The sequence below is a fragment of the Nitratireductor sp. B36 genome (assembly GCF_020833685.1).
Lineage (GTDB): Bacteria > Pseudomonadota > Alphaproteobacteria > Rhizobiales > Rhizobiaceae > Nitratireductor.
This window is the reverse complement of sequence record NZ_JACKZY010000005.1, coordinates 148601-172281: the sequence shown is the minus strand read 5'-3', so window position 1 is coordinate 172281 and position 23681 is coordinate 148601. Positions and strand designations below refer to the sequence as shown.

General features: G+C 62.6%; 22 protein-coding genes. 8 read left to right on the top strand and 14 right to left on the bottom strand.

Annotated elements, in window-relative coordinates; translation table 11 throughout:
- Positions 1 to 38: 38 nt before the first annotated feature.
- The 4 genes from H7H48_RS19380 to H7H48_RS19365 all read right to left on the bottom strand — a co-directional run bounded on the left by H7H48_RS19380 (position 39) and on the right by H7H48_RS19365 (position 4405).
- The gene (locus tag H7H48_RS19380) at positions 39 to 986 is read right to left on the bottom strand and encodes an ABC transporter substrate-binding protein (protein ID WP_229450788.1); all 948 of its coding nucleotides are present in this window, start codon (positions 984 to 986) and stop codon (positions 39 to 41) included.
- A gap of 80 nt (positions 987 to 1066) precedes the next feature.
- On the bottom strand, positions 1067 to 2074 hold the full coding sequence (locus H7H48_RS19375) for an ABC transporter permease (protein WP_229450787.1): 1008 nt from the start codon (positions 2072 to 2074) through the stop codon (positions 1067 to 1069).
- Positions 2071 to 3645: a sugar ABC transporter ATP-binding protein gene (locus H7H48_RS19370; protein ID WP_229450786.1), complete on the bottom strand. Its 1575-nt coding sequence runs from the start codon at positions 3643 to 3645 to the stop codon at positions 2071 to 2073. Before H7H48_RS19370 ends, H7H48_RS19375 begins: the two co-directional genes overlap by 4 nt.
- Before the next feature lie 10 nt (positions 3646 to 3655).
- Entirely contained in the window at positions 3656 to 4405 is a 750-nt protein-coding gene (locus H7H48_RS19365) for an SDR family oxidoreductase (protein WP_229450785.1), read from the bottom strand.
- A 142-nt stretch (positions 4406 to 4547) separates the two neighbouring features.
- Between H7H48_RS19365 and H7H48_RS19360 the strand changes: the two genes are divergently transcribed.
- From H7H48_RS19360 to H7H48_RS19340, 5 genes are all read left to right on the top strand, one after another.
- The gene (locus H7H48_RS19360; protein WP_229450784.1) at positions 4548 to 5312 is read left to right on the top strand and encodes an IclR family transcriptional regulator; all 765 of its coding nucleotides are present in this window, start codon (positions 4548 to 4550) and stop codon (positions 5310 to 5312) included.
- A gap of 113 nt (positions 5313 to 5425) precedes the next feature.
- Entirely contained in the window at positions 5426 to 6550 is a 1125-nt protein-coding gene (locus H7H48_RS19355; protein WP_229450783.1) for an extracellular solute-binding protein, read from the top strand.
- A gap of 199 nt (positions 6551 to 6749) precedes the next feature.
- Positions 6750 to 7814, top strand: coding sequence for an ABC transporter ATP-binding protein (locus tag H7H48_RS19350; protein ID WP_229450782.1), 1065 nt, complete (start codon positions 6750 to 6752; stop codon positions 7812 to 7814).
- The gene (locus H7H48_RS19345; RefSeq protein ID WP_229450781.1) at positions 7807 to 8688 is read left to right on the top strand and encodes an ABC transporter permease; all 882 of its coding nucleotides are present in this window, start codon (positions 7807 to 7809) and stop codon (positions 8686 to 8688) included. Before H7H48_RS19350 ends, H7H48_RS19345 begins: the two co-directional genes overlap by 8 nt.
- A gap of 190 nt (positions 8689 to 8878) precedes the next feature.
- Positions 8879 to 9694, top strand: a complete 816-nt coding sequence (locus tag H7H48_RS19340; protein WP_229450780.1) for an ABC transporter permease — start codon at positions 8879 to 8881, stop codon at positions 9692 to 9694.
- Between the two features lie 294 nt (positions 9695 to 9988).
- Here the strand turns inward: H7H48_RS19340 and H7H48_RS19335 are convergent, their stop codons facing one another.
- Entirely contained in the window at positions 9989 to 10420 is a 432-nt protein-coding gene (locus tag H7H48_RS19335; RefSeq protein WP_229450779.1) for an Lrp/AsnC family transcriptional regulator, read from the bottom strand.
- A 150-nt stretch (positions 10421 to 10570) separates the two neighbouring features.
- Between H7H48_RS19335 and H7H48_RS19330 the strand changes: the two genes are divergently transcribed.
- On the top strand, positions 10571 to 11674 hold the full coding sequence (locus H7H48_RS19330) for a saccharopine dehydrogenase family protein (protein ID WP_229450778.1): 1104 nt from the start codon (positions 10571 to 10573) through the stop codon (positions 11672 to 11674).
- Between the two features lie 96 nt (positions 11675 to 11770).
- Complete coding sequence (locus H7H48_RS19325; protein ID WP_229450777.1) at positions 11771 to 12706, top strand: DMT family transporter; 936 nt, start codon at positions 11771 to 11773, stop codon at positions 12704 to 12706.
- A gap of 14 nt (positions 12707 to 12720) precedes the next feature.
- Here the strand turns inward: H7H48_RS19325 and H7H48_RS19320 are convergent, their stop codons facing one another.
- The 8 genes from H7H48_RS19320 to H7H48_RS19285 form a co-directional block, all read right to left on the bottom strand.
- Positions 12721 to 13749, bottom strand: a complete 1029-nt coding sequence (locus H7H48_RS19320) for a histone deacetylase family protein (protein ID WP_229450776.1) — start codon at positions 13747 to 13749, stop codon at positions 12721 to 12723.
- 9 nt (positions 13750 to 13758) lie between these two features.
- On the bottom strand, positions 13759 to 14724 hold the full coding sequence (locus tag H7H48_RS19315; RefSeq protein WP_229450775.1) for an NAD(P)-dependent oxidoreductase: 966 nt from the start codon (positions 14722 to 14724) through the stop codon (positions 13759 to 13761).
- A complete protein-coding gene (locus tag H7H48_RS19310; protein WP_229450774.1) occupies positions 14717 to 16018 on the bottom strand; it encodes an ArgE/DapE family deacylase in 1302 nt (433 codons plus the stop codon). The genes H7H48_RS19315 and H7H48_RS19310 overlap by 8 nt, the downstream gene beginning before the upstream one ends.
- 352 nt (positions 16019 to 16370) lie before the next feature.
- Positions 16371 to 17993: an ABC transporter ATP-binding protein gene (locus H7H48_RS19305; protein ID WP_229450773.1), complete on the bottom strand. Its 1623-nt coding sequence runs from the start codon at positions 17991 to 17993 to the stop codon at positions 16371 to 16373.
- A gap of 9 nt (positions 17994 to 18002) precedes the next feature.
- Positions 18003 to 18842 carry an ABC transporter permease gene (locus tag H7H48_RS19300; protein ID WP_229450772.1) on the bottom strand — a complete coding sequence of 280 codons (840 nt, stop codon included), beginning with the start codon at positions 18840 to 18842 and terminating at the stop codon, positions 18003 to 18005.
- Positions 18842 to 19810 carry an ABC transporter permease gene (locus H7H48_RS19295; protein ID WP_229450771.1) on the bottom strand — a complete coding sequence of 323 codons (969 nt, stop codon included), beginning with the start codon at positions 19808 to 19810 and terminating at the stop codon, positions 18842 to 18844. Before H7H48_RS19295 ends, H7H48_RS19300 begins: the two co-directional genes overlap by 1 nt.
- A gap of 76 nt (positions 19811 to 19886) precedes the next feature.
- On the bottom strand, positions 19887 to 21434 hold the full coding sequence (locus H7H48_RS19290; protein ID WP_229450770.1) for an ABC transporter substrate-binding protein: 1548 nt from the start codon (positions 21432 to 21434) through the stop codon (positions 19887 to 19889).
- Between the two features lie 85 nt (positions 21435 to 21519).
- Positions 21520 to 22299, bottom strand: coding sequence for a class II aldolase/adducin family protein (locus tag H7H48_RS19285; protein WP_229450769.1), 780 nt, complete (start codon positions 22297 to 22299; stop codon positions 21520 to 21522).
- 214 nt (positions 22300 to 22513) lie between these two features.
- Here H7H48_RS19285 and H7H48_RS19280 point away from each other — a divergent pair, with 214 nt between their 5' ends.
- Positions 22514 to 23188, top strand: coding sequence for a GntR family transcriptional regulator (locus tag H7H48_RS19280; protein ID WP_229450768.1), 675 nt, complete (start codon positions 22514 to 22516; stop codon positions 23186 to 23188).
- 22 nt (positions 23189 to 23210) lie between these two features.
- Here the strand turns inward: H7H48_RS19280 and H7H48_RS19275 are convergent, their stop codons facing one another.
- Positions 23211 to 23621 carry a DUF4168 domain-containing protein gene (locus tag H7H48_RS19275; protein WP_229450767.1) on the bottom strand — a complete coding sequence of 137 codons (411 nt, stop codon included), beginning with the start codon at positions 23619 to 23621 and terminating at the stop codon, positions 23211 to 23213.
- Between the last annotated feature and the right edge of the window lie 60 nt (positions 23622 to 23681).

The window sequence follows — 23681 nt, the reverse complement described above, 5'->3', positions numbered from 1 at the left end:
TCCGGGGAAGGCTCCCCGGAGCGATTGGCGATCCCGGATCAGTCGTAAAGAACGGCTGCGATTTCCGGATCGTCGATGTTGGTCTTGTCGTAATAGTAGAAGCCGGTATCGATGGAAGCCGGCACCTCTTCGCCCTTGGCGGCGGCCACGGCGGCCTTGACCGTCTCGTAACCGATGCCCACCGGGTTCTGCGTGATCGCACCGGCCATCAGGCCTTCGCGGATCGCTTCCTTCTGCTGCGCACCGGAATCGTAGCCGATGATCACGACATTGGAGCGATCCATCTCGCGCACACCATTGACCACGCCGATGGCGGAGCCTTCATTGGTGCCGAAAATGCCCTTCAGATCCGGATTGGCCTGAAGGATGGACTTGGTGATCTCCGTCGACTGCAGGTGATCGCCGCCGCCATACTGGATGGTGACGATCTCGATGTCCGGATATTTCTCCTTCACCTGATTGACGAAACCGTCGCGCCGGTCGATGCCGGTGCGGCTCGTCTGGTCGTGGGCGACCACGGCAACCTGCCCAGCCCCGCCGATCAGCTCTGCCATCTTGTCGGCGGCAAGGGCGGCTGCGGCCAGATTGTCGGTCGAGGCCGTCGCCTTCGGGATGTCGCTGTCGACACCGGAGTCAAAGGCGATCACGGGAATGCCCGCCTCATCCGCCTGTTTCAGAAGCGGAATGGCCGCCTGGCTGTCGAGGGCGGCAAAGCCGAGTGCTGCCGGCTTCTTGGCAAGGGCCGCCGCCAGCATGTCGATTTGGCGGTCGACCATGGTTTCATTGTCCGGCCCCTCGAAGGTGACCTCCACGTCCAGCTCTGCCGCGGCCTTGTCGGCGCCGGCCTTCACGGCCTGCCAGAACTGGTGCTGGAACCCTTTCGAGATCAGCGGGATATACATCTTGTCCTGCGCCGAAGCGGCCATACCGCTTGCGACGAGGGCTACGGCGCTGATGGCGCCCAGCATTGCGCGTCTCGTGAACATGTTTCCTCCTCCGGTTTCTTGTTCACACTCACTCATCTGGTCGAAACCCGGGGCGTTTGCCGCCCTCTTTGTGTTGAAACTCATCCCATGCGCCGCTTGCGCATCATGTCGGCATAGACGGCGAGAATGATGATCGCGCCCGTCACCACGGTCTGCCACTCCTGCGCCACCGAGAGGATGCGCAGGCCATTGGCCAGAACCGCCATGATCAAGGCGCCGATCAGCGTGCCGAGGATCGTGCCGCGCCCGCCGGCAAGCGAGGTTCCGCCGATGACGACGGCGGCAATCGCCTCAAGCTCGTAGCCGAGACCAAGAGCGGGCTGCGCGGAATTGAGGCGCGAGGCGATGAGCAGGCCGGCAATGCCGCATATGCCGCCGGCCAGCGCATAGACCGCCATCTTCCACGCATCCGTGTTGACACCGGAAAGGCGCACCGATTCCTCGTTGGAACCCAGTGCAAAAGTGTAGCGCCCGAGCACGGTGCGGCCCAGAATGTAGCTCGCGGCAATGGCCACGAGAAACAGGATCAGCACGCCATTGGGGATCGGCAGGGCGGGGATGACCTCGCCGATCAGCGACCCGCGAGAGATCTCGGTAAAGCCCGGCGTGTCGTTGAAATAGATCGGCCGCGTGCCGGATATGACGAGCGACAGCCCCTTGAGCATCAACATCATGCCGAGCGTTGCAATGAAGGGCGGGATCTTCATCTTGGCGACGAAAGTGCCCGAGGTGAGCCCGCACAGCGCACCGGCACCAATGGCCGCGAGAATGCCGAGAGGCAGCGGCAGGCCCCAATAGGTGAGGACGACACCCGCGATGACCGCGCAAAAAGTCATCAGCGTGCCGACCGAAAGGTCGATGCCGCCGGTGATGATGACGAGCGTGGCCGCAATGGCCAGAACCCCGTTCACCGAGGTCGCCTGCAGAATGGCGATGATGTTCGAGGTCTGCATGAAGTTGGGCGAAGCCAGCGAAAAGCCGATCAGGAGTATGATCAGGCTCATGAAGGCCAGCAGTTTCTGGTGCGCGCCCGCCTGCAGAAGCCGTGCGGCAAAGCCGGCCTGCGGAGTGGCTTCCACGGTGCTCATTCTTCTCCTCCCACCGGTTCCATGGCACTCTCGCGTTCTGTGGCAAGGCGCATGATGTCTTCCTGGCTGGTTTCCGCCCCTCCCGGCAGAAAGCCTGTCAGCCGCCCCTCGCACATGACGGCAATGCGGTGGCTGAGCCGCAGCACTTCCGGCAGTTCGGACGAGATCACGATGATCGCCCGTCCCTGCGCCGCCAGCGCATTCAACAGTTTGTAGATTTCGCTCTTCGCGCCGACATCGATGCCGCGTGTCGGCTCATCGAAGATCAGGATGTCGCAGTCGCGCAGAAGCCATTTGGCGATGACCACCTTCTGCTGGTTCCCGCCGGAGAGAAGGCGCACCTCCTGCCGGTCGGAAGGGGTGCGGATGTCGAGCTGCTGGATATAGCCGCGCGCAGCATCGCGCATGCCCGCCTCGTCGAGCGCGCCGAGCCTGCCGGTAAAGCGCTCCAGGCTCGCCATGGCGACATTGGCGCGGACATCCATGCCCACCGCAAGGCCGAAATGCTTGCGGTCTTCGGAGAGGTAGCCAATGCCGGCGGCGACCGCATCGGCGGGCGTGCGGATATCAACCGGTGTGCCGTTGACGATGATCTCACCGGCCTCACGCGGGTCAGCGCCGAAGATCGCCCGCGCCACTTCCGTGCGGCCTGCCCCCATCAACCCGGCAAAGCCGAGGATCTCTCCCTGGCGAACCGAGAAACTGACTTTGCGGATTTCGCGTCCGCGCGTGAGCCCCTTCACTTCCAGCGCGACAGGTGCGTCTTCAAGGTCGGGCACCTTGAGGGCACTGTCGGTCAGCGCCCGCCCCACCATCATGGAAATGATCTCGCTCACCGGTGTGTCGGTGGCGGAAACCGTGTCCACATATTGCCCGTCGCGCATCACCGTCACCCGGTCGGCAATGCGTTTCAGCTCATCCATCTTGTGCGAAATGTAGATGATGCCGACACCTTCCGCCTTCAGCCGGCGGATGATGACGAACAGTTCCTCGATCTCGGCATTGTTCAGGGCGGCTGTCGGCTCGTCCATGATCAGCACGCGCGAATGGAAGGAGAGCGCCTTGGCAATCTCCACCATCTGCTGTTTGGCGATGGTAAGCCCGCCCACCTGCACCCTTGGGTCGAGCTTCAGGTTCATGGAGGCGAAGATTTCCGCCGTCTGGCGATTGAGTGCGGTCTCGTCCAGCCTGCCGAAGCGCAGGCGCGGCTCGCGGCCGATGAAGATGTTCTGGGCCGCGGTCAGATCATTCATCAGGCTGAGTTCCTGATGAATGATGCTGATGCCCAGATCCTGCGCGGCGCGCGGGCTCTCGATCTCGACCGGCTGGCCGTCGATCAGCACCTCGCCCTCATCCTTCGGGTAGATGCCGGAGAGAATTTTCATCAGCGTGGACTTTCCCGCGCCATTCTCTCCCATCAGCGCGTGGACCTCACCGGGCATCAGCTCGAAGCGCACATCCCTGAGCGCATGCACGCCTGGAAAGCGCTTTTCGATGCCGCGCATGGAAACGACCGGCCGGATTTCATTTTTGCCGGCTTCGGTCGTCATGCTCGTGGACGCCGTTGCCATCGCGCGATCCTCAGATCGTCACGCCGCCATCGACGAGCATCGCCTGCCCGGTGACAAAGCGGCTTTCATCCGAAAGGAGATAGAGCACCATCGGTGTCATGTCGTCCACAGTGGCGAGCCGCCCCATGGGCTGGCGCGCGATGAAATCCTTTTCCGCCTGCACCGGATCGGGGGCGGAGGCGATGCGCCCGCGCAGCGAGGGCGTGTCGACCGTGCCGGGGCAGAGCGCATTGCAGCGCACCCCCTGCTTCACGAAATCGGCGGCGATCGACTTGGTCAGTCCGATCACGGCTGCCTTGGTCGCGCCATAGACGGCCCGGTTGACGAAGCCTTTGATGGAAGAGGCCATGGAGGCCATGTTGAGAACGGAAACGCTGCCCGTCTCCTCTGCCCTTTCCAGCATGCCGGGCAGGAAAGCCTGTGTCATGCGATACATGGAGGTGATGTTGAGGTCGGTGCTGAAGGCCCAGTCCTCTTCCGTCACGTCGAGGATCGTTCCGTGGTGAACAAAGCCGGCGCAATTGAAAAGCCCGTCGAGCTTTCCTGCTTTCTGAGCCAGCGCATCGATGGTGGTGCGGTCGCACACATCCAGCCGGTGCGTCTCTATGGCGCTGTTTTCAGCAGCCAGCGAGGCAAGCCCCTTTTCATTGATGTCGACGGCGATGACCGACGCTCCTTCGGCGGCACAGGCAAGCGCGCTGGCACGACCAATACCCTGAGCGGCGGCGGATATCAGAATCCGCTTTCCTTCAAGTCGCATACGATGACCTCCTCCCTATTGAGCCACAGCTCCATCATCGTTTATATACGAATAGTCTATTCATATATGAAAGATCATTGCAATATCAAAGTTGACAAGAGAGACGATTCCCCGTCAATGCACCGGACCGGAGGGCGAGAAGGTGAGCAGCAGGAAGACCACGGAAGAGCGCTACCGCGCCCCTGCGCTGGACAAGGGGCTCGATATTCTCGAACTGCTTTCCCGCCAGCCCAACGGACTGACCCGCGCCGAGATTGTCAAGGAAATGGGCCGCGGCCCAAGCGAGATTTACCGCATGCTCGAGCGCCTGGTGGCGCGCGACTATGTGAGCCGCTCCATCGAGGGTGATCGCTATGCGCTGACGATGAAGCTGTTCATGCTCGGCAGCCAGCATCCGCCGCTGCGTCGGCTTGCCGCCCGTGCCTTGCCACTGATGGACGGCTTTGCGCGCAGGACGCATCAGTCGGTGCATCTCGTGGCGCCGGAGCGCGGCTATGCCATCGTCGTGGCGCAGGCCAGCAGCCCCGCCAACTGGGAGTTTCGGCTGCGCCCGGGCGCCCAACTCGATCTGCTCAACACAGGTTCGGGCCAGACCCTGCTTGCATTCCAGAGCCCGGACCGGCGCAACGAGACGCTTGCCATCTGGGGCGGTGCAGACCGGGTGCGCCATCTCACGGCCATGGAGCCTTCTCTGGACGATGTGCGCACACGCGGATACCGTATCGGCGACAGTCTTCAGCTCGTTGGGGTTCGAGATATTTCCGTGCCGGTTTTCGGCCCCTCCGGCGATGCCATGGCGGTGCTCACCTGCCCCTATTTCGAACAGTTGGAAGACACGCAGGCCGCGGATGTGGAAACCGCGCTTGCGGCTCTAAAGGAGGTCGCGGAGAGCCTCTCGATCTCCTGATTTTTGGCATCCTCAACGTTTTCGACGTTTTTTGTTGCCGCCCGGTCATCGCGCTGTAACATAGCGGGAATAACGCCTGCGATCTCAACGCAGAAATCAGGGGAGTGCTTTCCATGACATTGATCAAACGCCGCAACTTCATCAAGGGCGCTGCCTCGATGGCTGGCCTTTCGCTGGCCGCGCCGTTCATTTCGCGCAGCTATGCGCAGGGCTCCTCCGGCTCGGTGAACATCTTCGCCTGGGCCGGCTATCTGAACGACGAGATGCTCGCCGCCTTCGAAAAAGAGACCGGCATCAAGGCGAATTACACGCCCTACGGCACCAATGACGAGCTCTTGAACCAGCTCCGCGCCAACAATGGGGGCGGGTTCGACATCATCTGGCCGACGGTCGACCGCGTGCCCAACTATGTCGAGTTCGAGCTCGTGCAGCCCATCGACGAGAGCAAGGTTAACGTCGACAACTGCCTGCCGAGCGCCTGGACGAATTCCGCAAACCTTGGCGCGGTGATCGACGGCAAGCGCTATCAGGTGCCCACCGACTGGGGCACGGAAGCCGTTTCCTTCGACAAGGATCAGGCGCCGCTCGAATATGGCACCGCATCCTATGGCGACATCTGGAAGCCGGAAATGAAGAGCAAGGCCACGGTGCGCGGCCATTCGGGCCTCGTTGGCCTTGGCCTCTGGCTCGAAGGCGAGGGCAAGCTGCCCATGCCGATGACCGATGCCTTCAAATCCGAAGAGAACATGGTCAAGATCTACGACGTGATTCTCGAGGAGGCGATTGCCCGCAAGGCCAACATCGCGCAGTTCTGGTCCAACGAGAACGAGGCGCAGGGTGCCTTCCGCGTCAATGGCTGCGCCATCGGCCAGACCTGGGATTCAACCGCCGCAGCGCTTTCCAAGGAAGGCCTGCCCATCGGCTTCATCGCGCCGAAGGAAGGCGCGCTGGCGTGGATGGAAGGCGTGGCGATCCCGAAGGGTGCGGAAAACCTCGACCAGGCCTATGCCTTCATCAACTGGTTCCTGACGCCGGAAGCCGGCGCCATGTACACCAACGCGACCTCGATCAACTCCACCGCCGTGGGTGCCGCCGACATGACATCCGACGACGCCAAGGCATTCTTCGCCGCCGCCTATCCGGGCGACGCGCTGGACAAGCTGTGGTGGTGGCCGATCCAGGAAAGCTGGTTCGTCGCCAAGCGCAACGAATATCAGGACCGTTTCCTCTCGGCCTGAGGAAACTGGATGAACTGACGGCGCTCGCCCCTCACCCTTACCCTCTCCCCGCACGCGGGGAGAGGGGGCATAGACGTTGCGGCCATCTTCCTTCTCCCCGCTTGCGCGGAGAAGGTGCCGGCAGGCGGATGAGGGGCGGGCGCCGCCGGACAATCCTTGCGAAAGCCCACAAAACACCGGGGGATCCCGGGGGAGGACCATGTCACATTCCGTAGAGCTCGATCATGTCGGCGTTACATTCGGCACCACCCGCGCTGTGGACGATGTCTCCTTCACGGTTGAAGGCGGGGAGTTCTTCTCCATTCTCGGGCCATCCGGCTGTGGCAAGACCACGCTCCTGCGCGTCATTGCCGGTTTCCTGAACCCGACCGAAGGCCGCATCCTGATCGGCGGGCAGGACATGACACCGCTGGGGCCAAACCAGCGCCCGACGGCGATGATCTTTCAGTCGCTTGCGCTCTTTCCCCTGATGCCCGTGTGGGAAAACATCGCCTTCGGGCTGGAGGCGCGCGGCGTCTCGAAGGCCGAGCGCCGCAAGAAGGCCGACGAACTCCTGAAGCTGATCGCGCTTGAAGGCTATGGCGACCGTATGCCCGGCGAACTTTCCGGCGGCCAGCGCCAGCGCGTTGCCATTGCCCGCGCGCTCGCGGTCGAGCCGCAGGTGCTGCTGCTCGATGAGCCCTTATCGGCGCTCGATTTGAAGCTGCGCCAGCACATGCGCGCAGAGCTTCGCGCCCTGCAAAAGCGCACCGGCGTCACCTTCATCTACATCACGCACGACCAGTCCGAGGCGCTCGCCATGTCGGACCGCGTTGCGGTGATGAGCGCCGGCGTGGTTCAGCAGGTGGGCGCACCGCGCGAGCTTTACGACAATCCGGCCACGCCCTTCGTCGCCACCTTCGTTGGCGAAACAAATGCGCTCTCCTGCACGGTGAAGGGCATCGACAACGGCATCGCCACGGTGGAAACCGCCCATGGAACCTTGACCGGCCGCGCCGGTGACGGGCTTACAGGCGGTGTGGCGGCAAAGCTTTATGTGCGGCCCGAAGCGCTGAAACCGAAGGGCGGGGCGAACCGGCTTGCCGCCACCATCGAGCGCATCGATTTCGAGGGCGCTTTTGCGCTGGCGCACGGCGTTGCCGAAGACGGCACGCCATTGGTGGCTTCAATCGCCAGCACCGAACTTGCGAGCGCTCCCGCCATCGGCGAAAAATCCGGCTTCGGCTTTGAAAGCACAAACGCGGTGGTCCTGCCCGATGTCTGAGCTCTACAGGCGTTTCGGCGGTGGCCTCGGCACGCTGTTTCTGGCGCTGGTCGGCGTGTGGCTCGCCGGCATGGTGCTCGCGCCCAATGTGATGATGATCGACTACGCGCTGCGGCCCAACCTGCCGCCCTCGCAGCTTGGCGGGCCGGAGGATGTCTATTCACTCGACAACATTCTCTATCTGGCCAATGAGGGCGTTCACCGCGCGATCTTCTTCAAGACCGTGTGGGCGAGCGCGCTTGTCGCTTTCATCACCTTTCTGGTGTGTTATCCGATGGCGTTCTGGCTTGCCCAGCACGCGACGGTGAACCAGACGGCGGTTGTGCTTCTGGCACTCACCATTCCGTTCTGGATCAACGAGGTCTTGCGCACGCTCGCCTGGTATATCCTGCTCGCGTTTCGCGGCCCGCTGAATGCCTTCCTGCTTTCGCTCGGCATCATAGACGAGCCGGTGCGCTGGTATGGCGATGGCGGCGTGCTGGCCGGCATGACCTATGCCTACATCCTGTTCATGCTGTTCCCGATCTACAACGCCATCGAATCGCTCGACAAATCGCAGATCGAGGCCGCGCGCGATCTCGGCGCTTCCACCTGGCGCATTCATTGGCGGGTGGTCATCCCGCACGCCAAGGCGGGCATCGCCACGGGCTGCGTCTTCACCTTCATGCTCGCCGCCGGCAGCTATGTCGCGCCTGCCCTTCTCGGCGCGCCGGGCAGCCGCTGGTTCACCGAGATCATCTACAACTGGTTCTTCGAGGGCGGCGACTGGAACCGCGGTGCCGCTTATGCGCTGGTGCTTCTGGTTCTGTGCCTTGCAGTGGTGCTCGTCACGCTGCGCATTGCCCGCGTGAGCCTGACGGAGGTGGCGAAATGAGTGCCGTGGCCATCTACAAGCGTGGGCGCTGCCCCTCATCCGCCCTTCGGGCACCTTCTCCCCGCGCACGGGGAGAAGGCAACGCGCCGAGATGCCCATTGCCTTTCCTCGCCCCGTTTACGGGGAGAGGATGCCGGCAGGCAGGTGAGGGGCAGCACCGGCCTCTCCGGCCAGCCCCGGAGGGTCGTGCATGAGTGCCGCCGACCGCATCGCCCGCGCCTTGTTCGGCTTCTACATGGTGGCGTTCTTTCTCTACCTGTTCGCGCCGCTCGCCATCATGGGCATCGCCACGTTCAACACGAGCCGCTTCCCGACCGTGACGCCATGGCGCGGCACGACGCTGCAATGGTTCGACGCGCTGTGGAGCGACAGCGGCATGTGGCAGTCGCTGTGGACCTCCTTCATCGTCGCTTTCTTCGTGGTCATCACCGTCCTGCCCATCGGCACTGCGGCGGCTCTCGTTCTCACCAGCCTGCATGCGCGCGCCCGCAGCTTCATGTATGCGGTCATGGTGTCGCCGCTGCTCACGCCCGGCGTGGTCATCGGCATCGCCACGTTGGTTCTCTGGCGGCAGCTTGGCGTCGGGGGCGGTGTTTTCCTGATCGTGGTGGCGCAGGCAAGCTTCATCATCTGCTATGTGATGCTGATGATCACGGCGCGCCTCCAGCGTTTCGATCCTACGCAGGAAGAGGCGGCCCTTGGCCTCGGCGCGTCGAAATTCATGGTCTTCCGCCGCGTGCTTTTGCCCTTCCTGAAGCCGGCGCTCATCGCCGCCGGCTTCCTTGCCGTTCTCCAATCCATCGAGAACTACAACACCACGCTCTTCGTGCGCGGTTTCGACACGCCGCTCACGGTCTACATCGCCACCAAGGTGCGCACCGGCCTGACGCCCGCCGTCAATGCGCTGGCGCTCATCATGATCGCGATCACCGTGTTCGGAGCCATCGCCTACGAGATTGCCCGCAGGCGCGGCGCGGATGGCGGTGGAGTAGCAGTGCAACTTTGACGTCATCCCGGCCGACCGGAGGGAGAGCCGGGACCCATTGAGCGGCAAGGCCGATCTCCGCAGAAGTCGCCACCGGCATCCATCCAGCCGGACCACTGCCGGGCCGCGCTCCATGGCGTTCTTCCAATGGGTCCCGGATAGCCCTTCGGACTTCCGGGATGACGGTTTCGCGTCAGCGGATCACTGAAGCTCTTAGAGCGCTTCCGCTTTTCGTTGAATCGCGAAAACGCTCTAACTTATTGTTTTTCAGCAATTCCGGACGGAAAACCGGTTCCCACTTTTCCTGGAATTGCTCTAACGGTCGATTCTCGTCGACAGGATGATCGAGCTCATCGTCCGGTCAACGCCCTTCAGCGCGCCGATCGTGTCGATCACCGCGTCGAGCTCGGCCACCGAAGGCGCTTCGACGATGATGATCATGTCGAACGACCCGCTCACCGAGTGAACCGTGCGCACGGCGGGCATCTTCTCCATCGCCGTAATCACGTCGCCGGAAAGCTTTGGCGACACCGTCACGAGAAGATGCGCGCGGATTTGTGCTGCATCATATTCCCCCGAAAGCCGCACCATATAGCCGGCAATCGTTCCGCTGCGCTCAAGCCGCTCCAGCCTGCTCTGCGCGGTGGAGCGCGAGACACCCAGCCGCCGGGCAATCTCCGACACCGGCATGCGCGCATTCTCACGCAACAGCGCAATCACCGACCGGTCTGCGTCCGTTTTCGTCATATTGCTAATTCCATTCGTCGATATGCATAAAATCGTGAGTGAAATTACCCGGAATGATACTTCGATTCAACGTCGATCAAAGCCAGACTGGACAAACATCCAGGCAGAATCGCCAGATACAATCGCCAGACAAATTCGAAAGGGAGCGGGATGAAAGAAATCGTTGTCACGGGAGCCGGGCGCATTGGATCCGCCATCGCAGACATGCTGGTCGCCTCGGGCGATTACACGGTCACGGTCGCCGACCGGTCGGCTGAGCAGCTTGCGGTCCTGCCCTCTCACCCGCAGATCTCCGGCGTGGAAGTCGACCTCTCCGACACGAAGGCCCTTGCCGCCGTGCTCAAGGGCAAGTTCGCCCTGCTCAACGCCGCGCCCTATCACCTCACGGTGCCCATCGCCGAGGCGGCTGCCGAAGCGGGCGTTCACTATCTCGACCTCACCGAGGACGTGAAAAGCACGCGCCGCGTGAAGGAAATCGCTGCTTCCGCCGAGAGGGCCTTCATCCCGCAATGCGGGCTGGCACCGGGCTTCATCACCATCGCCGCCAATTCGCTGGCCAAGCGTTTCGACACGCTGCGCGATGTGCGCATGCGGGTCGGCGCGCTGCCGCAGTTTCCGGCCAATGCGCTCAACTACAATCTCACCTGGTCGCCGGAAGGCGTCATCAACGAATATTGCGAGCCTTGCGAGGCCATCGTCGATGGCGAGATGAAGGAGGTCGCGCCGCTTGAGGGGCACGAGGAGTTCTCGCTCGATGGCGTGCGCTACGAGGCCTTCAACACCTCCGGCGGGCTCGGCTCCATCTGCGAATCGCTCAAGGGTCGTGTGCGCAATCTCAACTACCGCACGATCCGCTATCCGGGTCATGCCTCGGTCATGAAAATGCTCTTGAACGATCTGCGCCTCAGCGAACGCCGCGATCTTCTGAAAGAGATTTTCGAGCACGCGCTGCCCACCACCATGCAGGATGTGGTCGTGATCTTCGTCACCATCACCGGCCTGAAAAATGGCCGGCTGGTGCAGGAAAGCTATGCCAACAGCGTGTTTGCCGACCCGGCCGGGCCAACTGCCCGCAGCGCCATCCAGAAGACCACCGCCGCCGGCATCTGCACCGTGCTCGACCTGCTCGCCAACGGCAACCTGCCGTCCAAGGGCTTTGTCCAGCAGGAAGACATCGCGCTCGAGGATTTTCTGGCAAACCGCTTCGGTCGCACCTACCAGCCCGAGACCGGCCCGAAGGCACAGGCCGCATAAGGCCAGCTCGGCCAGCGCAGGATTTCCCTCGCTGGCCGTACCATTTCGCCGCCATGTGACATTGCGCGGCGCGGCTTCGCTCCATAGGGTCGCGCAATGTCAAACGACCGGCCGCTTGTCGGCATCCTCTTGATGATCGGGTTCTGCGCGGTCGCCCCTCTGGGCGACTCGATCGCAAAACTGTTGGGCGAGACCATTCCGCTGTTCGAGCTGCTGGTGGTGCGTTTTGCCGCGCAGGTGGTGTTTCTTATGCCGGTCGTGTGGTGGAGCGGCAAGTCGCTGCTTCTTTCTCCCCGCGTCATGCGCCTCACCGTGCTGCGCACGGCGCTCCACATTGCCGGCATCGGCGCGATGTTCATGTCGCTGCGCTATCTGCCGCTGGCCGATGCCGTGGCCATCGCCTTCGTCATGCCCTTCATCATGCTGGCTTTTGGAAAATTCTTTCTGGGCGAGGATGTGGGGCCAAGGCGGCTTGCCGCCTGTTCGGTCGGCTTCGTCGGCACCATGCTCGTTGTGCAGCCGAGCTTCCTGACCGTCGGTGCGCCAGCACTTCTGCCGCTTCTCGTGGCGGTCGCCTTCTCCGGCTATATGCTGGTGACGCGCCAGATCTCGCGCGATGCCGACCCCATCGCGCTTCAGGTGGTGAGCGGCATCTATGCCATGATCGGCTTTGGTTTCTTGGCCATGCTAAACCTGGGGTTCGACCTGCCGCAACTGCGCATGGTGCAGCCCGACATGCGGGAAATGCTGCTTCTTATCGCCTCCGGCTTCTTCGGCACATTCGGCCACCTTCTCATGACGTGGTCGCTGCGCTTTGCGCCATCGGCCACCGTGGCGCCGATCCAGTATCTGGAGATCCCGTTCGCCACGGTCATTGGCTGGCTCATCTTCCGCGATCTGCCCAATGGGCTGGCCGCACTCGGCATCGCCATCACCATGGGTGCGGGGCTCTACATCGTGTTCCGTGAGCGGGCGCTGGCAAGGCCGGTCACTCCGGTTCAGCCAGCACCCGATCCGCAAAGCGTGCAATGACGCCGTGAGCTGTCTCAGCCCGCCAGTGCTTCGCGGCTGGCAGTGAGGAAGATCTCCGCATTTCTCGAAAGCGACGGGCCCAGATAACCGCCTTCCTGGATCAGCGCCGTTGGTAGCCCCAGAGCCGCGATCTCGCGCGCCATGGTGGCAAAGCCGTCGCCCGTGAGCTTCACCTCCGAGAGCGGATCGTCCGCCGCCATGTCGAGCCCGAGCGAGATCACCAGCGCCTCCGCGCCAAAGGCGGTGATGGCCGAAAGCCCCTCGCGGAAGCGGCCAAGGATCGTTTCCGTATCCGATCCGGGTTTCAGGCAGAGATTGAGCGTCGCCCCCTCGCCTTCGCCCTCGCCGCGCTCGTCCTCATAGCCGAGATAATAGGTCGGGTAGAGGTCCGGGTCCGTGTGCAGCGAGCAGACGAAAACGTCGCCGCGATCATAGAAGATGTCGAGCGTGCCATTGCCCGTATGCGTGTCGATGTCGAGCACCGCCACCTTGCCGAAGCGTTCGCGCAGGCTTTGCGCTGCGATGGCCGCGTTGTTGAACAGGCAGAAGCCGTTCGACGCATTGGAAAGCGCATGGTGTCCCGGCGGGCGGCACAGGCCATAGACCATGCGTTCGCCTTCCTTCACGCGCTCGGCGGTCTCAAGCGCCGTCTGCGCCGACCAGTAGACGGCATCCCACGTGCCTTCCGTCAGCGGAACCGACGTGTCGGTCGCCCACCAGCCGAGCTGGCCGAAAACGGATGAGGAAGGCCGCCCCCGGCGCGGACCGGGGTGGCAGTTGGGGATCGGTTCCTGATCCGGCGCCTCCGCGCGCCAGCGTTGGTAGGCGTCCTTCCAGAAATCCACATAGTCCGGATCGTGCACCGCCTTGATCGGCCCGTCGCCGAAATCGCGGGGTTTCTCGATGGGGAATTCGTTTTTAATCAGCATGTCGCGGATCAGGATCGCGCGTTCAGCCTGTTCGGGATGGGGCATATAGGCCCCGCGCCGGAAATAGCGCTCCGGCGTGTGCCGCAACTGGCGTTCGTCGAAAATGGCTTTCATTGTCGTCCTTCAATATCCGTTGGATCTGTCGACCACCGTTTCCGGTATGTCTCCCGCCACCACTGCCTGTGCGGCGCTGGCAAGCTGTTCGGCCATCGTGTGCGGCGAGCAATCGCCCGCCTGATGCGGCGTGACGAGAATGCGCTCATCCGCCCAGAAGGGGTGCTCTTTGGGCAGCGGCTCCACGTCGAAAACGTCGAGCGAGGCGGAGGCAATGCGCCCGCTGTCGAGCGCGCGCAGGAGATCGGCCTCGACCAGATGTTCGCCCCGCCCAAGCTGGATGAGTGCGGCGCCTTCCGGCATGCGGTTGAAGAAATCGAGATTAAGCAGCCCGCGCGTCTCTCCCGTCAGCGGCAGAACGTTGATCAGGATGGCGGCCTGTTCCGCAACGCGCTGGGCGGCTCCTTCCCCGCTCTCGAAGTGCACGCCGGGCACATCTTCCGCCGGCGCGTTTCGCGCGGCGGCCACCACCGGAAACCCCATGGCCGTCACCGCGCGGGCGATGGCCCGCCCCATCAGGCCGAAACCCAGAATGCCCACCGGCGTTTCACGCGGCGGCTTCATGATGGACGGGATGAGCCGCGCCCATTCGTGCTTTGCCTCATGCACGATGTGATGGCGCATGTTGCGATGATGCCAGATCACATGCCATGCCGCGAAGCCTGCCAGCATGTCGCCCTGGTCCGGGTCGCGCACGCGCGCCACCAGCGCATCCTTTGGCAGGCTCGGGCAGTTGATGATGCTGTCGACACCCGCCGCAATGGAATGTGCAAGCCGCAGATTCGGATAAGGGTCAAAGGCATCATCCGCCGGCCGCCAGCTGAGGGCAAAACGGATTTCCTCCGGATTGTCGATCTCATGCGGATGGCGCAGGCGTATCGTGCCTGCATGCGGTGCCAGCGCATGGCCATAAAGCGCGTGCAGATCGAAGGCGGTGCTCAGATAAACCCCCTCGATCACCCGTCCGTCAGCCATTTGCGGCCTCCGCATCGATGGGTTCCACGCCGCACCAGTCGGCGATGAAAAGCGCGATCGCGCCCGTCACCCGCTTGATGGAGGAAAGGCTCACGCGCTCGTCGAACCCGTGGATGTTCTCGGTGATCGGACCATAGACGAGGCACGGCATGCCCGCATAGATCACGAACACCCGCGCATCGAGATAGCCCGGCGTGACGAAACTTTTCAGTTCGCTCGCGGTCGCCGCGCGGTGCGCTTCGGCCAGCGCCTTTTCGGCATCGGTCCCTTCCTCCAGCACATAGCCGCGCGCGAAAAATCCGTTCCAGATCACCTCGGGCGGGCGATTGCCAAGAAAGGGATCATCGGCCAGTTCGCGGGCCAGATGCGCCTCGATCTGCGCTGCCCGATCCTTCGGGTCGTCATCGGGATAGATGGCGATGCGGCAGGAGAGCTTGCACCAGGCCGCCACGGTGGAGGCCCAGTCTCCACCCTCGATCTTGCCGACATTGAAATTGATCGGGTGATCGAGCTCCTCGAAATAGGGATAGTTCGCCTTCTCGGCGTTCCAATCCGCGGTCAGGCGTTTCAGGCTTTCGATCACGCGGAAGCTCGCCTCGATGGCGTTGGCCCCCGTGCCCGCCTCGCGCACATGCACGGGGTGGCCCGACACATTCACCTCGAACCACAAAACGCCGGTGTTGGCGCGCACCAGCATTTCGTCTTCCGGCTCGGGAATGATGGCGGCATCCGCCGTATAGCCTTCCACCAGGCAGGCGAGCGCGCCATTGCCGGTGCATTCTTCCTCCACCACGCTCTGCACATGCACTTTCGCCGCCGGTTGCAGGCCGATGCGGCGCAGCGCGTCGAGCGCGAAAATGTTGGCCGCGATGCCGGCCTTCATGTCACCGCCGCCGCGCCCATAAAGCCAGTCGCCCTCGCGCTTCGGCTCATAGGGTGCCGAAACCTCCCACATATCGTGCGGGCCTTCCGGCACCACATCCATATGGCCGTTGAGGATCAGCGACCGGCCTCTGTTTTCACGCGGCTCGTGGGTGGCGATCACGTTCACCGCGTCGGAATAATCGACGGCCACGGGCGAAAAGCCCGGATGATCCTTGATCTTGTCTTCATCGATATGGAAGGTTTCGACCGCGTAGCCACGCGCTTCAAGCGCCTTGTGAACGAATTCCTGTGCGGGCTTTTCCTTTCCGCGCAGCGAGGGAAAGCGGATCAGGTCTTCGGTAAAGCCGATCTGTTCTTCAAAGCCTTCCTCGACCGCTGCGAGGATCTTCTGTGCCAGTTGTTCGTCCACGTCGGTGGTTCCTGCAGATTAGTGTTGAGAGTGGTGAGCGATGGCGCGCATCATCCCGCCCTCGCCCTTCGACAGGCTCAGGATGAGGGCTTGTGGAGGTGCGAACTGGATGAGTGCTAACAGTGGATGCGCGAGCGTTTGTATATGCGATACTACAGACGCCAGCCTCTCCATGCCCCTCCCCTCATCCTGAGCCTGTCGAAGGGCGAGGGGACGGGCACGCACCACCCAACCACAGCAAGACGCCGCCACAGACGTCAGCCTCTCCATGCCCGTTCCCTCATCCTGAGCTTGTCGAAGGGCGAGGGAATGGGCACGCACCGCGCTGAAGTGAGCTCCAGTCGTCACCGCGTCACCCCGCCGCCGCCAGCTCCTTCTCGCGGCCGGGAATGGCCTCGATCAGGGTGCGCGTATAGTCGCTCTGTGGATTGTTGAAGATGGCATGCGCCGGCCCCATCTCGACCACCCTGCCCTTCTGCATCACGGCGATGCGGTCGCAGATCTGGGCCGCAACCCGCAGATCGTGCGTAATGAAGATCAGCGCCAGATTGAGCCGCTCCTTCAGCTCCGCCAGAAGATCGAGCACCTGCGCCTGAATGGAAACATCCAGCGCCGAAACCGCCTCGTCAGCAATGATCACGCGCGGCTCCAGCGCCAGCGCGCGGGCAATGCCGATGCGCTGGCGCTGCCCGCCGGAAAACTCGTGCGGATAGCGGTCGATGGCGAGCGCATCGAGGTCCACCAGTTCCAGAAGTTTCACCGCGCGCGCATAGGCTTCCTGCTTGGAAACCCCATGCGCCATCGGCCCCTCGGCGATGATGCGGCCAACCTTGGAGCGCGGGTTGAGCGAGGCGTAAGGGTCCTGAAAGATCATCTGGATCGATTTGCGCGCCTCGCGCAGCGCCTCGCCGGAGAGCTGCGCCATGTCGTGTCCGGCGAGCTTCACCGTGCCGGAATCGGGCTGCATCAGCCGCACGAGGCAGCGCCCGACGCTCGATTTGCCGGAGCCGGATTCGCCGACAATGCCCAGTGTCTCGCCCTCGCTGAGCGTCAGGTTCACATCGTTGACCGCGTGAACGATACGCGGCTTGGAAAAGAGCAGACCACCGCCGGTCACATAGGTCTTGTTGAGCCCTTCCACTTCGAGGATCGGCGTCTTTCCCGCCGTTTCCTCGCCCGCCTCGGCGGCAAGCTTCGGGATCGCCGCGATCAGCTTTTGCGTATATTCATGCTGCGGGTTGTCCAAAACCTCGTCGGCGGTGCCCGCCTCGACGATCTTGCCATATTGCATCACCGCCACGCGGTCGGCGATCTCGGCCACCACGCCGAAATCATGGGTGATGAACATCACGGCCATGCCGTGCTTTTCCTGCAGATTGCGGATCAGCTCCAGGATCTGCGCCTGCGTGGTCACGTCGAGCGCGGTGGTCGGCTCGTCGGCGATCAGCATGCGCGGTTCGAGCGCCAATGCCATGGCGATCATGACGCGCTGCCGCTGCCCGCCGGAAAGCTGGAACGGATAGGCCCGCGCCGCCTTTTCCGGATCGGGAATGCCCACTTCCGTCAGGAGTTCGATGGCGCGCGCTGCACGCTCCTTCGGCGTCAGCAGACCATGCGCCTCGAACACTTCGGCGATCTGGTCTTCCACCCGCATCAGCGGGTTGAGCGCCGACATGGGCTCCTGAAAGATCATGGCGATCTTCTTGCCGCGCAGGTCCATCATCTCGGTTTCCGAGAGTTTCAGAAGGTCCATGCCCTCGAAGAGGATTTCGCCGCCCACCGGTCGCACCAGATCGGGCAGAAGCCCCATGGCCGCATTGGCCGACATGGATTTGCCGGAACCCGATTCCCCGACAATGCAGAGAATTTCACCGGCATGAAGATCATAGGAAACATCGTTGACGGCAAAGTCTCGGTCGGCACCCTCCGGCAGCGCGATCTTCAGGTTTCTGATTTTGAGAACGGGCTCTGTCATCGCGCCCTCCTATTTGCCGCGCCGCGCAAGGCGCGGGTTGAGCGCATCGTTCAGCCCTTCGCCGATCAGGTTCAGCGCCAGAACGGTGAGCAGAATGGCAACGCCGGGGAAGAAGGAAAGCCACCAGGCCTGCCGGATCACCGTGCGCGCCGCGCCGATCATGTAGCCCCACGACATGAGGTTGGGGTCGCCGAGCCCAAGGAAGGAGAGCGAGGATTCCAGAAGGATCGCCGTTGCCACCATCAGCGAGGCAAGCACGATGATGGGCGAGATCGTGTTGGGCAGAACCTGCCGCAGAATGATCGTCAGGCTCGTCTGGCCCGAAAGAATGGCCGCTTCCACATATTCGCGCGAGCGCAGCGATAGCACCTCGCCGCGCACGAGGCGCGCGACCGGCGGCCAGCTTACGATGGCGATTGCCGCGATGATCGATTCGATCGAGGGTTGGAAGATCGCCACCAGAACGATGGCGAGCGCAAAGCTCGGCACGGTCTGGAAGAATTCGGTAAAGCGCATCAGCGCGTCGTCCACCCAGCCGCCGAAATAGCCCGCAAGCGCGCCGATGGGGATGCCGATCAGAAGGGCGGCGACCGTCGAGACGAGACCGACCAGAAGCGAGACCTGCGCCCCATAGGCAAGGCCCGAGATCACGTCACGGCCAAGCGCGTCGGTTCCCAACGGATACTGGTCCATGGCAAACGGCGGCAGGAAGGGCCGCTGCACCATGCGCCACGGCGATTGCGGGAAGATCAGCGGCGCAAGCAGCGCCACCAGAATGACGATGGCGAGGATCGCAAGGCCGATCACGGCGCCACGATTGCGGGAGAAGCGTTTCCAGAAATCAGCCATCATGCCACCCGGATTCTTGGGTCAACGAACCGATAGAGAATGTCGGTGATGAGGTTGAACAGGAGCACCATGGCGGCGGACACGAAGAACACGCCAAGAAGCAGATTGTAGTCGCGCTGGGCGAGCGCCTCGAACATCAGACGCCCGATGCCGGGCCATGCGAACACGGTTTCGGTCAGCACCGCGCCGCCCACGAGCTGACCCGCCTGAAGACCGGCAAGCGTCACCACCGGCAGCATGGCATTGCGGAAGATGTGGCGGCGCTGGATGATGCCGGGCTTCAGCCCCTTGGCCCGCGCAGTCTTGACGAAATCGAGTTGGCTGACTTCGAGCATGGAGGCGCGCGTCATGCGCATATAGACCGCCATGAAGAAGAGGCCGAGCGTGGTCGCGGGCAGGATGAGATGCTGGCCGATGTCGAGCGCGCGGCGCAAGCCGGTGTAGTTCGCCCCCACCGTCTCATAACCGAAACCCGGCAGCCAGTTGAAATAAACGGAGAACAGAAGCACCGCCATCAGCGCCGCCCAGTAGAGCGGCGTGGCGTAGAAAAGCAGCGCCAGGGTGGAGATCGCCGTGTCCGACCATTTGCCGACACGCGCGGAGGCGAGAACGCCTGCCAGAGTGCCCAGGACCAGCGAGATGACGAAGGCCGTCATGGTCAGAAGCAGCGTGGCGGGCAGCCGGTCGAGAATGAGATCGGCCACCGGCATCTGCTGGCGATAGGAAAAGCCGAGATCGAACTGCAGCACGCCCTTGAGGTAAATCCCGAGCTGGGTCAGCAGCGGTTTGTCGAGGCCGAACTGCTCGCGAAGCTGCGCGATGAACTTCGCGTCGGCGGCCCCCGCCTCGCCTGCCATCACCGCAGCGGGATCGCCGGGCGCGGCATGGATCAGGAAGAAGTTGAGCGTCAGGATGGCGATCAGGATGATCGCCGCCTTGCCCAGGCGCATGAGTATGAAGCGTAGCATCGGGCCCCTGCAGGATCGGACTCAAGGTGAGGATGCGCGGGCGGTTTGCCCGCGCATTCCCGGATCGGGCAGTCGCCTATTTTTCGATATAGGCGTCCTTGAAGCCGTCATTCACGCCAATGGCCGTGGTGACGAGATCCTTCACATTGCAACGATAGATCGTCGGGAAACCGAGTTCGAGCAGCCAGGCAACCGGCACGTCGTCCACCAGTTTCTGCTGCACTTCGGTGTAGAGCTCCTGGCGCTCTTCCGCCGTCACGGCCACCGCGGCCTTGGCAAAGAGATCGTCGACCTCCTTGTTCTCGTAGCCTTCCACATTGTTCCACTGCGAGCCCTTGGCAATGTTCGTGGAAATATAGGTGCGGGCCACGCCCAGTGCCGGATCACCATACTGGTAGAGATAGGTGAAGGCCATGTCGTAGTCCCACTCGGCCAGTTTCTGGTTCCAGCCGGCCACATCGGTGGAGACGATCTCGACATTGATGCCCACTTCGCCGAGATTCTGCTTCACGGCCTCGGCCCAGCGCTGCCAGGTTTCGCCATAGGGCAGTGGCAGAAGGCGCACGGTCTCGCCGTCATAGCCCATCTCTTCGAGCAGGGCCTTGGCCTTCTCCGGGTCGTGGTCATATGCGGTCACGTCGTCGGTGAAGAAACGCGTCGACGAGGACACCGGGCCTTTGGCAACCTTGCCGAGGCCGTTCCACAGCGCGTCGCGGGCGAAGTCGCGGTCCATCGCATACATGACCGCCTGGCGGAAGCGCTTGTCGGCCGTCGGGCCTTCGCGGTTGTTGAGCCACATCCACGAGAGCGGACCGAAATACTCCCAGCCCTTGTCGGTGATGCAGGTGTTCTCCATATCAGCGATCCGCTGGACGTCGAAATTCTCCACCGAGCCGCCGGGCAAAATGTCCACCACGCCCGTCTCATAGGCAACCGCGCGCGAAGCCGCGTCCGGGATCACATGCCAGTAGATCTCGTCGAGATAGGGTTTGCCCTCCTCATAGTAATCCTCGAACTTGGTGAGCAGGATATGCGAACCCTTCACCCACTCTTCGAACTTGAAAGGCCCGGTGCCGATCGGCGTGTTGTTGGCCGGGTTGTTCTTGTAATCCGTGCCTTCATAGATGTGCTTGGGCACCATCGGCATCGTGCCGGCCTCGAAAATGCCGAGAAACGGGCCGAAGGGCTGCTTCAGCTTGAAGACGACCGTGGTGTCGTCGGGTGCGGTGATGGATTCCACATGCTCCAGCGAGGTGCGCAGGCGCGCATGGGTTTCACGCAGGAAGACATCGGCGGAGAACACCACGTCGGCAGAGGTGAACGGCTCGCCGTCATGCCATTTCACATTGTCGTGCAGCTTGAACGTATAGGTCAGGCCGTCCTCGGAAACTTCCCACGATTTCGCAAGCTGCGGCATGGGCTGCAGCTTCTCGTCGTAGCGCAGCAGACCCTCATAGATCTGGCCGGCGACCATTTGTGTCGGGCCGTTCTGGACCAGACCCATCATAAGGCTTGGCGGTTCGGGCTGGATCACGACATTGGCGCGCCCGCCCGAGACGGGCTCTGCATGGAGCGCCGTCGAGACCAGCATGGCGGCGGCAAGTGTGGTCAGTCGTTTCAGCATGGCTTTCGTTCCCCTTGTTGCTCGCCCGGCGAAAGATCGTTCTCCCTTGATCGTGTCGGGCAATTGGCTTTGCGTCAGTCCGGCCTCACTCCACGAGGTCGGGATAGTGCTTGATGGCGAGGCGCTGGAAGGCCTCCCATTGCGGGTCAGGCTTGTTACCGGTGTGATGGGTGTCCCAGCCCTCATATTGGCGCGCCGTTTTCTCGGCCAGTTCCTCGGCAATGCGGATCTGCTTTCCGCCCGAAGACATGATGGCGAGCTGGGCGCGGCAGGCGCGCTCCATGTTGAACATCAGCGCAAAGGCTTCGCCCACCGTGCGCCCGCAGGTCAGAAGCCCGTGATTGCGCAGGATCATGACATTGCGGTCGCCGAGGTCGGCCACAAGCCGCTCGCGCTCGCCGAGATCGAGCGCAATGCCCTCATAATCGTGGAAGGCAAGGCGGTTGTGAAACTGCAGCGACCACTGGTTCAGCGGCAGGATGCCCTCTTCCATTGAGGAGATGGCCACACCCGCCACCGTATGCGTGTGAAGCACACAATGCACATCGGGCCGCGCGGCATGGACGGCGCTGTGAATGGTGAAGCCGGCCTTGTTGATGCCCGCGCCATGATTGTCGCGCAGGATGTCGCCATTGATGTCGACGGTCACGAGGCTCGATGCCGTCACCTCGTCGAAACGCAGGCCGAACGGGTTGATCAGGAAGGCGTGCTCACCCTCCTCTGCCGGCGCCCGAGCCGAAATGTGGGTGAAAATGCTGTCATCCAGGTGATAATGCGCGATCAGGCGGTAGGCCGCAGCCAGCTCGACCCGCTCGCGCGGCTGCCCCGTGTCTGCGGCTGAAACCGGTTGGGATTGTACGTTCATCAACATCTCCCTCGCGCAAACCGTCCGGTCACGAACGGTGGTCATGTGTTGTCGCGCGGCTCCCCTCAGAGCCGTTTTGTTGATCGACAGGCAAGCACAGGTTCGGGCAGAGTGTCAATTGTCGACAATCGTCATTTTGCCTGTCATAGTGGCGGGACATACGCCGCGCCTGCGCTGCGATGCCATTGGGAGGGGAAGTTTTGGGAAAACGGCGGTGAGCGTGTTTTCGGAAGTATCCACAACGGATCTGGTGACGCAGATAGCCCGGCAGATCACCGAGGCGATTGTCACCGGGCATCTTAAGCCCGGCGAACGGCTGACGGAGCTTCAGCTTTCGCGCGAGTTCGGCACCAGCCGCGCCCCTGTCCGCGAGGCGGCCCGGCTTCTGGAAAGCCAGGGTCTTGTCACCTTCTCACCGCGGCGCGGTTTTTTCGTTCGCACCTTCAGCGCCAGCGAGATGCGCGACATTTACGAGCTGCGCATCGGCCTTGAACTGCATGCAGGCTGTCTTGCGGTGGAGCGCGCTACCGAGGCCGATCTCGCCGCTCTCGAAAAGCAGCTTGGACGTCTCTACGGCACGGCCGGTCAGGCGTCTATCGAGACACAGATTTTCGAGGATTTCGCCTTTCATCGCATGATCTGCAAGGCGAGCGGCAATGCGCGTCTGATCCGGGTCTATGACGAACTGGCGACCGAGATGCGCGCCGGTATCACCTTGATCGGCAAAATTTACGATGACCCGCAGCGCATGGCCGAGACTCATGAGCCGATCATGGAAGCGTTGAGAAAGCGCGATGAGGAACAGCTGCGTGGTGCACTGCGCTATCACATAGCCGTGGCGCAGGATGCTGTTGTCGCTCTGTTCGAGGAGCTGGAAAAGGGCGCCTGACGACGCCCCTTCCCGCATTTGCTTATTTCTGCGACTTTGCAGCCTCTCCGATCATGCCGTTGAGCTTCTGAGCCAATGCCTCATCGGTCTGGGCTGTCTGGATGATCTGATTGTATTCGTCCACCGAGATGCCGTCCGTCTGGTCGACGGCCTGTTCCATCTGCTGTGTGGCCTCGACCTGAACTTTCTGCTTCTCGTCATCCGAGGGAGCCTGCCGGAAGCGCTCCGTGTATTGTTCCTTCACATCGCTGACTGCGAGGAAGGCGACCGTAAAGGCCTGCAGCTTCTGGTCGTCGAACGATTCGGTCTGCGCCTGCGGCGCAGGAGAAGGTGACGGTACGGCATCTTGCGCCAGCGCCGGTGAGATCGCGGCGGCACTGGTGGTGAAGGCGAATGCGGCAGCGGCCAAGCGCAATTTGCTGCGTAGTATCATGAGGAACTCCTTCCTTACGGGTGTCACCCCTTCGCGGGGTTTCGAAATGCCCGACCCCGG

Excerpts from the sequence above, each read along its gene's own strand:
- H7H48_RS19350 (WP_229450782.1), top strand. The coding sequence starts at position 6,750 with ATGTCACATTCCGTAGAGCTCGATCATGTCGGCGTTACATTCGGCACC.
- H7H48_RS19275 (WP_229450767.1), bottom strand. The coding sequence starts at position 23,621 with ATGATACTACGCAGCAAATTGCGCTTGGCCGCTGCCGCATTCGCCTTC.
- H7H48_RS19315 (WP_229450775.1), bottom strand. The coding sequence starts at position 14,724 with ATGGCTGACGGACGGGTGATCGAGGGGGTTTATCTGAGCACCGCCTTC.
- H7H48_RS19380 (WP_229450788.1), bottom strand. The coding sequence starts at position 986 with ATGTTCACGAGACGCGCAATGCTGGGCGCCATCAGCGCCGTAGCCCTC.
- H7H48_RS19365 (WP_229450785.1), bottom strand. The coding sequence starts at position 4,405 with ATGCGACTTGAAGGAAAGCGGATTCTGATATCCGCCGCCGCTCAGGGT.
- H7H48_RS19320 (WP_229450776.1), bottom strand. The coding sequence starts at position 13,749 with ATGAAAGCCATTTTCGACGAACGCCAGTTGCGGCACACGCCGGAGCGC.
- H7H48_RS19330 (WP_229450778.1), top strand. The coding sequence starts at position 10,571 with ATGAAAGAAATCGTTGTCACGGGAGCCGGGCGCATTGGATCCGCCATC.
- H7H48_RS19285 (WP_229450769.1), bottom strand. The coding sequence starts at position 22,299 with ATGAACGTACAATCCCAACCGGTTTCAGCCGCAGACACGGGGCAGCCG.
- H7H48_RS19355 (WP_229450783.1), top strand. The coding sequence starts at position 5,426 with ATGACATTGATCAAACGCCGCAACTTCATCAAGGGCGCTGCCTCGATG.
- H7H48_RS19290 (WP_229450770.1), bottom strand. The coding sequence starts at position 21,434 with ATGCTGAAACGACTGACCACACTTGCCGCCGCCATGCTGGTCTCGACG.
- H7H48_RS19305 (WP_229450773.1), bottom strand. The coding sequence starts at position 17,993 with ATGACAGAGCCCGTTCTCAAAATCAGAAACCTGAAGATCGCGCTGCCG.
- H7H48_RS19300 (WP_229450772.1), bottom strand. The coding sequence starts at position 18,842 with ATGGCTGATTTCTGGAAACGCTTCTCCCGCAATCGTGGCGCCGTGATC.
- H7H48_RS19325 (WP_229450777.1), top strand. The coding sequence starts at position 11,771 with ATGTCAAACGACCGGCCGCTTGTCGGCATCCTCTTGATGATCGGGTTC.
- H7H48_RS19295 (WP_229450771.1), bottom strand. The coding sequence starts at position 19,810 with ATGCTACGCTTCATACTCATGCGCCTGGGCAAGGCGGCGATCATCCTG.
- H7H48_RS19370 (WP_229450786.1), bottom strand. The coding sequence starts at position 3,645 with ATGGCAACGGCGTCCACGAGCATGACGACCGAAGCCGGCAAAAATGAA.
- H7H48_RS19345 (WP_229450781.1), top strand. The coding sequence starts at position 7,807 with ATGTCTGAGCTCTACAGGCGTTTCGGCGGTGGCCTCGGCACGCTGTTT.
- H7H48_RS19375 (WP_229450787.1), bottom strand. The coding sequence starts at position 2,074 with ATGAGCACCGTGGAAGCCACTCCGCAGGCCGGCTTTGCCGCACGGCTT.
- H7H48_RS19335 (WP_229450779.1), bottom strand. The coding sequence starts at position 10,420 with ATGACGAAAACGGACGCAGACCGGTCGGTGATTGCGCTGTTGCGTGAG.
- H7H48_RS19340 (WP_229450780.1), top strand. The coding sequence starts at position 8,879 with ATGAGTGCCGCCGACCGCATCGCCCGCGCCTTGTTCGGCTTCTACATG.